Annotated in this window: 14 protein-coding genes; 9 read left to right on the top strand and 5 right to left on the bottom strand. The window is 64.9% G+C overall.

All coding sequences use genetic code 11. The features are described 5' to 3' along the window. Positions 1-45: 45 nt before the first annotated feature. Positions 46-552: a sigma-70 family RNA polymerase sigma factor gene (locus tag BLU15_RS17315; RefSeq protein ID WP_089042863.1), complete on the bottom strand. Its 507-nt coding sequence runs from the start codon at positions 550-552 to the stop codon at positions 46-48. A 213-nt stretch (positions 553-765) separates the two neighbouring features. Beyond that, positions 766-1,683 carry a LysR family transcriptional regulator gene (locus BLU15_RS17310; RefSeq protein WP_060601783.1) on the bottom strand — a complete coding sequence of 306 codons (918 nt, stop codon included), beginning with the start codon at positions 1,681-1,683 and terminating at the stop codon, positions 766-768. 91 nt (positions 1,684-1,774) lie between these two features. On the opposite strand from BLU15_RS17310, the gene BLU15_RS17305 reads away from it, so the two are divergent. The 5 genes from BLU15_RS17305 to BLU15_RS17285 all read left to right on the top strand — a co-directional run bounded on the left by BLU15_RS17305 (position 1,775) and on the right by BLU15_RS17285 (position 6,288). Then, a complete protein-coding gene (locus BLU15_RS17305; RefSeq protein ID WP_090296736.1) occupies positions 1,775-2,182 on the top strand; it encodes a VOC family protein in 408 nt (135 codons plus the stop codon). Beyond that, positions 2,169-2,840 carry an SDR family oxidoreductase gene (locus BLU15_RS17300; protein ID WP_090296734.1) on the top strand — a complete coding sequence of 224 codons (672 nt, stop codon included), beginning with the start codon at positions 2,169-2,171 and terminating at the stop codon, positions 2,838-2,840. The genes BLU15_RS17305 and BLU15_RS17300 overlap by 14 nt, the downstream gene beginning before the upstream one ends. A gap of 59 nt (positions 2,841-2,899) precedes the next feature. Continuing rightward, positions 2,900-4,000: an alkene reductase gene (locus BLU15_RS17295; RefSeq protein ID WP_090296732.1), complete on the top strand. Its 1,101-nt coding sequence runs from the start codon at positions 2,900-2,902 to the stop codon at positions 3,998-4,000. Between the two features lie 41 nt (positions 4,001-4,041). After that, positions 4,042-5,058, top strand: coding sequence for a zinc-binding alcohol dehydrogenase family protein (locus BLU15_RS17290; RefSeq protein ID WP_090296730.1), 1,017 nt, complete (start codon positions 4,042-4,044; stop codon positions 5,056-5,058). A 348-nt stretch (positions 5,059-5,406) separates the two neighbouring features. Further along, complete coding sequence (locus BLU15_RS17285) at positions 5,407-6,288, top strand: arginase family protein (RefSeq protein WP_063894886.1); 882 nt, start codon at positions 5,407-5,409, stop codon at positions 6,286-6,288. On the opposite strand, the gene BLU15_RS17280 is transcribed toward BLU15_RS17285, so the two are convergent. Both BLU15_RS17280 and BLU15_RS17275 read right to left on the bottom strand, forming a co-directional pair. Beyond that, positions 6,251-7,300, bottom strand: coding sequence for a serine hydrolase domain-containing protein (locus tag BLU15_RS17280; RefSeq protein WP_090296719.1), 1,050 nt, complete (start codon positions 7,298-7,300; stop codon positions 6,251-6,253). The two genes, BLU15_RS17285 and BLU15_RS17280, sit on opposite strands and share 38 nt — an antisense overlap. Positions 7,301-7,397: 97 nt before the next feature. Next, positions 7,398-7,970: a TetR/AcrR family transcriptional regulator gene (locus BLU15_RS17275; protein WP_090296712.1), complete on the bottom strand. Its 573-nt coding sequence runs from the start codon at positions 7,968-7,970 to the stop codon at positions 7,398-7,400. An 89-nt stretch (positions 7,971-8,059) separates the two neighbouring features. Between BLU15_RS17275 and BLU15_RS17270 the strand changes: the two genes are divergently transcribed. From BLU15_RS17270 to BLU15_RS17255, 4 genes are all read left to right on the top strand, one after another. Further along, positions 8,060-8,968 carry an SDR family oxidoreductase gene (locus BLU15_RS17270; RefSeq protein WP_060530388.1) on the top strand — a complete coding sequence of 303 codons (909 nt, stop codon included), beginning with the start codon at positions 8,060-8,062 and terminating at the stop codon, positions 8,966-8,968. Between the two features lie 122 nt (positions 8,969-9,090). Beyond that, on the top strand, positions 9,091-9,345 hold the full coding sequence (locus BLU15_RS17265; protein ID WP_034805462.1) for a hypothetical protein: 255 nt from the start codon (positions 9,091-9,093) through the stop codon (positions 9,343-9,345). A 333-nt stretch (positions 9,346-9,678) separates the two neighbouring features. After that, a complete protein-coding gene (locus BLU15_RS17260) occupies positions 9,679-10,668 on the top strand; it encodes a L,D-transpeptidase family protein (protein ID WP_060530479.1) in 990 nt (329 codons plus the stop codon). 83 nt (positions 10,669-10,751) lie between these two features. After that, on the top strand, positions 10,752-11,591 hold the full coding sequence (locus BLU15_RS17255; protein WP_082566580.1) for a L,D-transpeptidase: 840 nt from the start codon (positions 10,752-10,754) through the stop codon (positions 11,589-11,591). A 48-nt stretch (positions 11,592-11,639) separates the two neighbouring features. Here BLU15_RS17255 and BLU15_RS17250 read toward each other — a convergent pair whose 3' ends face one another. Then, a complete protein-coding gene (locus BLU15_RS17250) occupies positions 11,640-12,356 on the bottom strand; it encodes a L,D-transpeptidase (protein ID WP_060530387.1) in 717 nt (238 codons plus the stop codon). Between the last annotated feature and the right edge of the window lies 1 nt (position 12,357).

The following is a 12,357-nucleotide window of genomic DNA, read 5'->3' as shown; positions in this document are numbered from 1 at the left end:
TCCCATCATCTTAGAGTTGAATGGATGGTTTTGCCTGATGTCGGCTCAGAAAATAATTTCGGCGCGCATTTTCCGGCATTCGAGCAGCGCCCGGATGATGTGCTTTTCGACCATGTTTCTCGATATGCCGAGCTGCTCGGCAATCGCGCCGTTGCTGAGGCCGTGCAGGCGGCTGAGGATGAAGACCTGCTGGCAACGGTTCGGAAGCCCCTCGATGGTGCGCGCCATGATCAAAAGGCACTGGCGGGCGTTGACGATGCGATCCTGGATCGGCCTGTCTTCGGCATGCTCCATGCCGTCCTCGTCGGCAACGAACAGCGCCTGCTCGCGCGCGGTGCGCTCGGCGGCGACCCGCGCGACGGAGCGCGCGACCTGGAACAGATAGGCTTGCGGGTTCTCGATCAGCGTCGAGCGCGATGCCTCCAGCATGCGCATGAACGTTTCCTGCGTGGCGTCGACGGCATCCTCGCGACTTCTGAGGCGGCGGCTGAAGAAACGGCGTATCCTGCCCTCTTCCCGTTCGTGGAGCCCCTGCACCATCGCATCGGTCATCAATCTGCCTCTCCATCGCGGGAGCCGCGCGGCCGCCGCCGGAACCAGCGGTGGCGCCGTGCGCCCCCGCTTATGTTGAATGCGTTACTCATGTTTTATAAGTGAAGCCACGCGCGACCGCAATGCGCTGGCATGCCGCATAGGAAAACGGGGGGCGATACTGTTGCACGACCGCCACGTCGGCAGCGGCCACGGGCGGACGTGGCGCCGGCCCTATGCGTCTCCAATGCGCGTCAGGACAGTCTCGATCGAACCGAGTTCCGAAGCGATCCGCTCGATCAACAGCCGCACCCGGCGTGGCTGGACGCTCGCCGGCGGATAGACGATCTGCAATCCGGTTTCGCCGACCGCAAAATCCTTGAGAAGCTCGACCAGCGCGCCGGAGGCCAGGTCCTCGGCGATGTCCCACACCGACTTCAGGGCGATGCCGTGCCCCGCCCTGCACCACGCCCCCACCAGTCCGCCGTCATTGGCGACGCGACGCCCGCGCACCATGACCTTGTGCGGCTTGCCATCCACCTGAAAGGCCCATTCGCGGTCGAGATTGGCGCCGAAGCGCATGACGATGCAGTCGTGGCGGGAGAGATCGTCGGGATGCTCCGGCCGGCCCATAGCTTCGAGATAGGACGGCGCCGCACAGACGACGCGCCGGTTCTCCCCGAGCGACCGAGACCTCAGCGTGCTGTCGGCAAGCACGCCGTGCCGGATCGCGAAATCCATGCCCTGGCCGACCAGGTCGAGGTAACCGTCGGTGAGATTGAGATCGACCGTCACATCGGGGTGCTCCGCGAGAAAGCGATCGAGGATCGGTACGATGTAGCGCCGCCCCATATCCTCAGGCGCGCTCAGCCGGATCGGCCCCGAGATCGTGCGCGTGCCCGACCGGATGCCGCTCTCCAGTTCGTCGGCCTCCGCCAGCAGCCGGCGGGCGCCGTCCACCAGTAGGCGGCCCTCCTCCGTCAGACTGATCGCCCGCGTCGTGCGTTTCAGAAGTGCAGCGCCATAGTGGGCCTCGAGAGCTGCCAGCCGCTCGGAGACGGAGGCTGGCGACAACCCCTTCTCGCGGCCGGCGGCGGAAAGCCCGCCCTTTTCGACGATCAGAAGAAACAGAGCCAGATTGTCGAGCAGCATCTTTCGCTTTCTCCGAAATATAATTTTAGAAATAAGCCAATTATCCGGATGCGCCGCAAGCGCTAAATTTGCTGGCGAAAGGAGACGCGTGATGCACATCGACCACGTCACCATCCGCACCACCGATATCGACGCCACACGCGCGTTCTTCGAGACGGTCTTCGACCTGACCGTCGGCGAGCGTCCGGCAGCTATCCGCCGAATCCCCGGCTGCTGGCTCTATGCCGGAGGCAGGCCGATCGTCCACCTCATCGGCAGCCGTGGCGTGGGCTTCGAGCGTGCGGCCGAAGCGATCGATCATGTCGGCTTCCGGTTCGAAGGCTACGCCGCCTTCCGCGCCAAGCTCGACCGGCTCGCCATTCCCTATTCGACCATGGACCTTGCCGACATCGGCGAGCGGCGGCTGTTCCTGCGCGCGCCCGGCGGACCGCTGCTCGAAGCCGTCTTTTCCGAACCCTTTCCCACTCTTCGTCCGGAGAATGACCATGACTTTCACTGACACCACCGTCTCCGTCGTCATCGGCGGCACCAGCGGTATCGGCGCCGCCGTCGCCAAGGCGCTTGCCGAGCGCCCGGGTCGGGTAGAGATCGCCAGCCGCGCCACCGGTCTCGATCTTGCCGATGCCGCGGCAGTGGTCGCCTATTTCCAACAGCTCGGTCCGTTCGATCACCTGATCGTCACGGCTGGCTCCTCGGCGCCGGGCGGCACCGTCGTCGATATCGACCTCGAAGCAGCCAAGGCCGCCTTCGACGTCAAGTACTGGGGCTCGATCCTGCTTGCCCGCGAGGCGGCCAAGAGCATTCGGCCCGGCGGTACGATCACCTTCACCTCGGGTTTTCTCGCCCGCCGAACGGTGCCGGGCACCTTCGTCAAGACGGCGATGAACGCGGCACTCGAAGCAACCGCCAAGGTGCTGGCCAAGGAATTGGCACCGCTGCGGGTGAATGTCGTCAGCCCCGGCCTGACGCGAACGGAAGCCTATGCCGGCATGGCCGGCGAGGCGCGCGACGCGATGTTCGATCGCGCCGCTGCAACACTGCCTGCCAGCCGCGCCGGGCAACCGGAAGATATCGCCAGCGGCTATCTCTTCGCCATCGACAATCCCTTCGTCACCGGCTCGGTCATCGACATCGAAGGCGGCGCACTGATCAACTGACGTGCCTCCCCGTGCTTGGCCCTGCCGCTATGCGACTGCCCCTCACAAAGGATCTCACCATGCCATCGCTCTTTTCTCCGATCCCGCTCGGGTCCTTGACCCTACCCAACCGTGTCGCGCTTGCGCCGATGACGCGGGCGCGAAGCAGCCAGCCGGGCAACGTGCCCAACGCCCTGATGGCCGAGTACTATGCCCAGCGCGCCTCGGCCGGCCTCATCGTCACCGAGGCCACCCAGATCTCGGCGCAGGGCCAGGGCTACTCGTTTACACCCGGCATCCACTCTCCCGCGCAGATCGCCGGCTGGCGGCTCATCACCGACGCCGTACACCGGGCCGGAGGCCGCATCATGCTGCAACTCTGGCATGTCGGCCGCATGAGCCATGAGAGTTTCCACGACGGCGGACGCCCGGTCGCACCGTCTGCGATTTCGCCGGACGCAAAGGTCTGGGTGGCCGATCCAGAAACCGGCATCGGCGCGATGGTCGACAGCCCCTTGCCGCGCGCCTTGGAGCTGAGCGAGATCGCCGGCATCGTCGAAGATTTCCGCCAGGCGGCGGCCAACGCCATCGAAGCCGGCTTTGACGGCGTCGAGATCCATGGCGCCAACGGCTACCTGATCGACCAGTTCCTGCGCCGCTCGTCCAACCGGCGCGACGACCGCTATGGCGGCCCGGCCGAGAACCGCATCCGCTTCCTGGTCGAGGTCGCCGAGGCGGTCGCCGGCGAGATCGGCGCCTCCCGGGTCGGCATCCGGCTGTCGCCCTATATCACCCAGCGCAACATGAAGGACGACGAGATCATCCCGACGATCCTGAAGGCCGCGGGCGAAATCGACCGCATCGGCCTTGCCTATATCCATCTGGTGGAAGCCGACTGGGACGATGCGCCCGTCATCCCCGACGACTTCCGCCGCGAGCTGCGCGCCACCTATTCCGGCCGCATCATCGTCGCCGGCCGCTATGATCGTAAGAAGGCCGAGGCGATCCTTGCCGCCGGTCTTGCCGACATCGTCGCCTTCGGCCGCCCGTTCATCGCCAATCCGGACCTGCCGCGCCGACTGAAAGACGGGCTGCCGCTCGCAAGCTTCGACGGGGCCACGCTTTTCGGCGGCAGCGCCGAAGGCTACTCTAGCTATCCGGCACTCGAGCGCGTGGCATGACCGCGGCAATCACACCTCTTCACCCCACAAAGGAGCAACTCATGAAAGCTGTCGCCCTCACCCGCTATCTCCCGGTTTCCGACCCGGAGAGTTTCCTCGATGTCGAGCTCCCGAAGCCGGAGCCCAAAGGGCATGATATGCTGGTCGCGGTCCGCGCCGTCGCGGTCAATCCCGTCGACGTGAAAATGCGCGCACCGAAGGACAAGGTCGAGGAAACGCCGCGCGTGCTCGGCTGGGACGCAAGCGGCGTGGTCGAGGCCGTCGGTGCCGATGTGACGCTGTTCCAGCCGGGCGACGCCGTCTACTACGCCGGCGACCTGACTCGATCGGGATCCAACCAGCAGTATCAACTGGTCGATGAGCGCATCGTCGGGCGCAAGCCGAAGAGCCTGTCCTTTGCGGAAGCGGCCGCCCTGCCGCTGACGACGATCACCGCCTATGAGGCCTTCTTCGACCGGCTCGGCATCGACCGGGACGGCGCCGACCGCGGCCAGTCGATCCTCATCGTCGGCGGCGCCGGCGGCGTCGGCTCGATCGGCATTCAGCTGGCAAAGCGCGCCGGCCTCACCGTCATCGCCACCGCCTCGCGGCCGGAAACCATCGCCTGGGTCAAGGAACTTGGCGCCGACCACGTGGTCAGCCACCGCGAACCGCTGGTCGCGCAGGTCCGCGCGCTCGGCTTTCCCCATGCCGACCACATCGCCATCTTCAACGACATGCGCCACTGGGACGACGCTGTCGAGCTGATCCGGCCGCAAGGCGGCATCGTTTCGATCGACAACACCGACGTGCCGATGCCGATGGCCGGCATGAAGACCAAGGCGGCGAGCCTGCATTGGGAGTTCATGTTCGCCCGCCCGATGCACCAGACGCCCGACATGATCGAACAGCATCGTCTGCTGAGTTTCGTCGCCGACGAGATCGATGCCGGACGGCTGAAGACGACGCTTGCCGAGGTGCTGTCGCCGATCAACGCGGCGAACCTGCGCGAAGCGCATCGCCGCATCGAAACCGGCGCTGCCAAGGGCAAGATCGTCATTGAAGGCTTTGCCGGCTAAGTGCACCAGCTGCCGATTTAAACGAAATCGCTTGCCGCGACATAGATTGCGGCAAGCATCTGTCACCTCTGAAATTTCCGCGGCACCCGCGCCGCGCCAAACGGCCGAGCGACATTGGCGATCGCCGCGACCCGCGTCGCCCTGTGCACGGCAATCGCATCAACGCTCGCCTCGATGAAATTGCGATCGCGGCGCGATATCGATATATCCACATGGATATATCGAATACTCGAGGCTTCCCTTTCAAGCCAATCCGACAGATCCCCCCGAAAACGCTGGAACAGGCGGGCTTTGCAGGCGCGCCAAAAGCCGGCGCAATCGCCCGCCGAAAATGCAAGGAGAATACCCGTGCCCTACGAACTCCTCATCTCCCAGGGACGCATCGCCGACAGAACTCCCGGCGCTATCCCCGGGGCGGCCTTGACGGCCGAAGCGCTGAGCAAGCGCACCGGGCTGCAGCCGACCGTTATCGGCAGCCCGTCACCGGCAAAGGAAGACGACTGGTCGGCAAGCCTGCCTGAGGCCGGGGAGACCCTGGCCGCTTTGCAGGCGGCGATTGCCGCAACACTTGCGCGGGGCAACAAACCACTTTTCATCGCCAATACCTGCTCCGCCAGCCTTGCGACACTGCCGGTCGTCGCGCGGGAACGCGCCGATGCGGTCTTGCTCTGGTTCGATGCCCATGGCGATTTCAACACGCCGCAGACCACCGAAAGCGGCTATCTCGGCGGCATGGTGCTGGCTGCCGCCTGCGGGCTCTGGGAGAGCGGCCACGGCAGCGGGCTGAACCCGGCAAAGGTCGTCATCGTCGGCGCGCGCGACATCGACCCCGCGGAGATGGATTTGCTGCGGCAGGCAGGCGTGTGCATCCTTTCGCCGACAGAAGCGACGCCGGAGGTCATCCTTTCGTTGATCGGCGATGCGCCGGTCTGGATCCATGTCGATTGGGACGTGCTCGAGCCGAAGCATGTGCCGGCCGCCTATGCGATCGGCGATGGCCTCTATCCGCAGACCTTGCGCGCCATCTTCGCGGCGATCCCGAAAGAGCAGATCGCCGGCATCGAACTCGCGGAATTCGAAGCGTCTGAGGCGGCGCTGAAGAATGAAGCTGCGATCGAATGCCTGCTCGGCGTCGTGGAGCCGTTGCTGGCTTGGCGCGGAGCGGCGTCGAGCCAGCGCCGCCGAAGCCGCGTCACCCGTCCGTTTCCGGATCGGCCTTTACGTTCGTGATGATCTCGCCGAGCACCAGATGCAGCGCGTCGCGGTAGCCGTTGCGGGCCGACGGCCCACTTTCGGCCGATGTCATCACCACCGTCAGATCCAGGTTCGGCACGATGTAGAGCATCTGGCCGCCATAACCCCAGGCGAAATGCACTTCTTCACCGGCGATCTGGCGCTCGAACCAGCCGTAACCGTACTCGTCGCCGGAGAAGCGCGAATTGGTTCGATGCTGCCAGGAGGCCGCGACCCACCCTTCCGACACCAGTTGCTGGCCTGACGCCGTGCGGCCGCCATTGCGATAGAGTTCGCCGAAGGCAAGCAGGGAGCGCGGGCTCATCGCCATCTGGTTGCCGCCAAGGTAGATGCCTTGCGGATCGCGATCCCAGGCCCCGATGCGGAAGCCCTCGAGCGGCCCCAGCCACGCGCGCGCGAGCGCCAGGGTCGACTTGCCGCTGACCTTCGTCAGGATCGCCGAAAGCAGATGGGTCGAGGCGGTGGAATAGAGCATCTCACCACCCGGATCGTCGTCGAAGGGCTGGGCAAGCGCCGTGCGCACCCAGTTCCGGCTGGCGACCCATCGCCCATAGTTCGGCCCCGAGAGACGGCCGAGTCCGGCCTGCATCGAAAGCAAATGACCTATGGTGATGTCGTTCATGCGCGGATCAGGCGAGGCCGGCAGGTCCGCCTTCAGGATCGGCGCGATCTTCTGCTCCGGACCTTCGAGCAGCCGCTTGTCGATGGCGATGCCGACCAGCGCCGAGATGATCGATTTCGACGCCGACTTGATGTTTGTCGAGTCCGTCACGCGGTTGCGGCCGTAACCACGCTCAGCGACGATCTTGCCGTCGCGGGCGACGATCACGGTCTTCAGGGGATCAAGCTCTGACCGTGATGCCAGTTCGTCCAGCAAGGCCGAAATCGGCGATGGCGTCTGAGCCGCGACCGGCAAGGCGACAAGCGTCGAGACGACGAGTGCCAAAGTGGCGATGCGGGCAACGAGGACTGCGACAAATCTGATCATGGATCAGCATCTAAGACCAGCTTGCGCCGCCGTCATCCACCGCACGGCCATCTCACGGCGATTTGACAGACCGGTGAGCACGCCACTGCCGCAGTTGTCAGCCTGCCGGCCGTCTCGCAAAAGCTTCGACGAAGCGCGTCAGGCTCTGTTCGACAAAGGCCGTGACCGGCACCTGCGGGTCGAAGCTCCACCAGAGCAAGGATCCCTGCCATTGCGACGCCATCAGCAGACCGAGCCCCGGGCTCGCAGCGGGAAGGCCGGCGAGGCATTCGTCGAGCACGCCCGAGAGCACGTCGCGCCACTTTGCGCCGCGGGCACGGAGCAACGGATCGCGCAGGTCCTCCCGCAGAATCCGGAGGTCGTCGGCATAGCTGTCGACACCGCCATAATCGCCCGAGAGGCCGACGAGCAGCGCGATGGCGCCCTCCGGCGTCCGCGGCACGCTCGCAATCAGCTCCGCTGTCTGCCCGTCCAGCCCGTCCCAGGCCTGGCTGAGCGCCCGCTGGATCAGCTTCGCCTTGTTCTCGAAGCGCTGCACCAGCGTGGCGCCCGAAAGGCCCGTACGTGCAGCCAGCGCCGCGAAGGTCAGGCCATCTGGACCATCGGCCCGCATCAATGCGAAGGCGGCGGCCAGCAGCTCTTCGTCAGGCATGGTTTTTGGGCGAGGCATCTTGACTCTCATTTATAACCGAACAATCATTTATATATCACCCGAGCAGGAAAACGCCAGCCGGCAAGCGGCCGCGAAGGAGAAGAATCATGACACTCGAAGCAAAAGTCGCCCTCGTCGCTGGCGCGACGCGCGGCGGCGGACGCGGCATCGCGACCGAACTTGGCGCCGCCGGCGCCACCGTTTACGTAACCGGCCGCACCACGCGGCAACAGCAATCCGATTACGGGCGTCCCGAAACGATCGAGGAAACCGCCGAGATCGTCACCAGCCTCGGCGGCAAGGGCATTCCCGCCCAAGTCGACCATCTGCAGCCGGCGCAGGTACAGGCGCTTGTCGAGCGCATCCGCAGCGAACAGGGACGGCTCGACATCCTCGTCAATGACGTCTGGGGCGGCGAGTTGCTGTTCGAGTGGAACAAGTCGGTCTGGGAGCACAATCTCGAAAACGGGTTGAAGCTCCTGCATCTCGGCGTCGATACGCACCTGATCACCGCCCACTATGCCCTGCCGCTGATGATCGAGAAGCCCGGCGGCCTCTTGGTCGAGGTGACCGACGGCACCGCCGAATACAATGCCGAGAACTACCGGCTGTCGCCGTTCTACGACCTTGCCAAGGTTTCAGCGAACCGCATGGCCTGGGCCCACGCCAAGGACCTTTCGCCGCACGGCGCAACCGCGGTTTCGATCACGCCCGGCTGGATGCGGTCGGAGATGATGCTCGAACATTTCGAGGTCGGTGAAGACAACTGGCAGGACGCCACAAAGAACCAGCCGCACTTCGTCATTTCGGAAACGCCACGTTTCGTCGGCCGCGCCATCGCGGCGCTCGCGGCCGATCCGGACAAGTCCCGCTGGAACGGCCAGTCGCTGTCGAGCGGCGGGCTGGCGCAGGTCTACGGGTTTTCCGATCTCGACGGCTCGCGGCCCGATTGCTGGCGCTACATGCGCGAGGTGATGGAGGCGAACAAGCCGGCCGACGCAACCGGCTATCGTTAGGCGTTGCCGCCAAAACCCGTCACCGGCAAACTTGAAACGACGGGCGGCCTCCTATAGTTCGGTGTTTCGGGCAACCAAGCGCCGCCGCCCGGATGTGGCAGCGCTATCGAGTGTGATTGAACATGGCATCGCGGGATCGGTATTCGAGAAAGCTGGAATGCGCCAAATGCGGAGCCGCCGGCTTCGCCGAAGCGTCGGAAAACGACAAAGGCAAGGGCAGCAATCGCGGCTTTACCATCGACGTGATGCCCAAGGGCTTCTCGACTGAACGCACCTCTCCCGACCCCGCCAAGCACATGGTGCGCTGCCGCTGCGGCAACGTCTTTGCCTTCAAGCAGAAGACCGTCTATGCGCCCGGCAGTGAGCCGCGGGACTGACGCAGCGGGACTTTTCCGGCGCCCGCGTTGAGAAAAAATTCACCATCTTGTCTCAACATCGACCCAATCGGCGGTCAGCTATGGCAGCGCGCGTTCAAGAATTTTTGATCGCGAGCACCAGGGACAAAGGCTTGCAGCCAGGGCTGTCACCGCTTAATCGCTGAACTTGAGGCTGAACCGAACTGCGTCGAACGCAACCGGCCGGCACACACGCCACACAAAGGACGCTTGGTGGCGGAAGCATTTCCAGGAGCCCGCATGCGGCGCGAGACGATCAAGAGCCCTTCTTCCGAGACACCTCAGGCCGGCAGGATATTCGCGCAGGTGCGACGGATGCGGCATGCCTTGGCGATCGGCGCGATGGCCCTGGCGCTGTCCGGCTGCATGGCGCTCGACGCCGACGACGTGCGCGAGCCACCGCCGATCCCGGCCAAGCTGATCGCCGCCATGGCGAAGAACGGCAGCAAGCCGGAAAGCCCGGTGTTGATCCGCATCTTCAAGCAGGAAAGCGAACTCGAAGTCTGGAAACAGAATAAGCAGGGCCAGTACGCGCTGCTGAAGACCTATCCCATGTGCCGCTGGTCGGGAAAGCTCGGCCCGAAGATGAAGTCGGGCGACCGCCAGGCGCCGGAGGGCTTCTACCACGTCTCCGCCGGCATGCTGAACCCGAAATCGCAATATTTCCTGTCGTTTAACCTCGGCTACCCGAACCGGCTGGAATCGGCGCTCGGCTACACCGGTGAAGCGCTGATGGTGCACGGCGCCTGCTCGTCGTCCGGCTGCTACGCCATGACCGACCAGGGTGTCGGCGAAATCTATTCCGTGGTGCAACGCGCGCTCGCCGGCGGCCAGGGCACGTTCCAGGTTCAGGCCTATCCCTTCCGCATGACGGCGGAGAACATGGCCAAGCACCGCGGCGACCCGAATTTCGACTTCTGGAAGAACATCAAGCAGGGTTACGACATCTTCGAGGCGACGAAGCGCCAGCCGAAGGTTTCGGCCTGCGGCCGCCGCTACGTCTTCAACACCGATTTCGCCGATGGCGAACCGTCCGACCCGCTTGCCGCCTGCCCGGCGGCGATCTCCACGCCCGATGCCGGACTGGTGGCACGACTGCAATCGGAGGACGCGAAGCTCGCCGGCATGATGACCAACCAGACGTCGGCGCCGCTGAACGCCTATGTCGATGGCGGCATGCATCCGAGCTTCCGGGCGCTTCTTGAGAAAAACGGTGCTGAAAAGCTGGCCGCGAAGATCTCGGGAACTAAGTACCCTATCAGCCGACCCGAAGCGGCGCTGGCGGACCCCTACGCCGGCCTGTGATCGTTCCGTCGGCTGGCGACGCACAATTGACTTAAAAGGTCGGTTGCATCGCCGGTAGCGAATAGAGGACGATCGAGGATTACATGCCCGAAAGAGAGTTCCGCCGCCGCGCCTTCCTGCAGCTTTCCGCCGGGTTGGCGGCCGTTGGTCTCGCCGGCTGCGCCTCGCCGCGGCCTACTGTGACGCGCTCCTATGCGCCGGAACCGGTTCCCGAGACCAACACGTTCCTGGCCGACATGTACGGCGAGAAGCCGAACGAGCCCTACCCGCTGCCGGCCATTCCCTACGAGAAGATCGATCCGCGCTTCTACCGCCAGATGGTCGCCGATCCGACCGGCGAAAAGCCGGGAACGCTGGTCGTCGACGTCGGCAGCCACTTTCTCTATAGGGTCTATGAAGGCGGCCAGGCGATGCGCTACGGCGTCGGCCTCGGGCGTGCCGGTTTCGCCTGGGCCGGGCGCGGCGTCATCCAGTACAAGCGCGAATGGCCCCGCTGGAAGCCGCCGAACGAGATGGTGGCGCGCCAGCCCGAGCTGCAGCAATTCAGCATCGAGGCGGGCGGCATGGATCCCGGCCTCAAGAACCCGCTCGGCGCCCGCGCCATGTACATCTTCCAGAACGGCGAAGACACGCTCTACCGCATTCACGGCTCGCCGGAATGGTGGACGATCGGCAAGTCGGTGTCGTCGGGCTGCGTGCGCATGATCAACCAGGACGTCGTCGATCTCTACAACCGCGTGCCGAACGGCACGCCGATCGTCGTCACCGATCTCTCGGGCGGCGGCATGGTGCAATCGCAGCCGATGCAGGACGCGCAGCCCCTGCCGGATGGGCAACCATTGCCGGACTCCCAGCCGGTGCAGCGGTCGCCCGACTATATGCTGATGGGGCCGGACGGGCTGCCGCTTCCGCAGCCACTTTGAGGCAATCCGTCCGGCAAGGGCGCAGAAATTACGCCAGATTGTCGCCCATCACAGGACGAGCAGCGGCGTCTTGCCTCTGACGCGATCATAGAGATCGATCGCGTCCTGCTGCAGCATCCGCACGCAGCCCGCCGACGCGTTCTTGCCGATCGAGCGCCACTGCGGCGAGCCGTGGATGCGGTAAAGCGTATCCTGGCCGTCCTGGAAGATATACATGGCGCGGGCGCCGAGCGGATTGTCGAGGCCCGGATCCATGCCGCCGGCATCGATGCCGTATTTCTTCAGGTGCGGCTGGCGTGCGACCATGTCGTCGGGCACCGTCCAGCGCGGCCACTTGCGCTTCCAATGCACGACGGCACGCCCCTTCCAGGCGCGGCCGGCCGCACCAAGACCGACGCCGTAACGGATGGCGCGGCCGCCGGGCAGGACGTAGTAGAGGAACATCGTCTGGGTATCGACGACGATCGAATGGGGCGGCTCGTTGGTGGCATAGGCCACTTCCTGGCGCAGGAACTGCGGCTTGATCTCGGTGTGCTGGATGCCCGGGACGTCGTAGCCTTCGTCCTTCACCGGCGCGTAGATCCTGGCATAGTCGAAGGTCTTCGTCGGCACGCCCGCCGCATCCGCCGCCTTTTCCGGCGAGCCGCCATCACCGCCGATCGGCTCGATCAGCTTCGGTTTCGGTTCGGGTTTCGGGATCTGCGTGCAGGCGCTCAAAACAGAGCTGGCGATCACCGCGAGCAGCGACCGGCGGGACAAATTCATC

Source organism: Ensifer sp. YR511, assembly GCF_900103045.1.
In the GTDB taxonomy this organism is placed as follows: Bacteria; Pseudomonadota; Alphaproteobacteria; order Rhizobiales; family Rhizobiaceae; genus Ensifer; species Ensifer adhaerens.
This window is presented reverse-complemented; position numbering and strand designations above follow the sequence as displayed.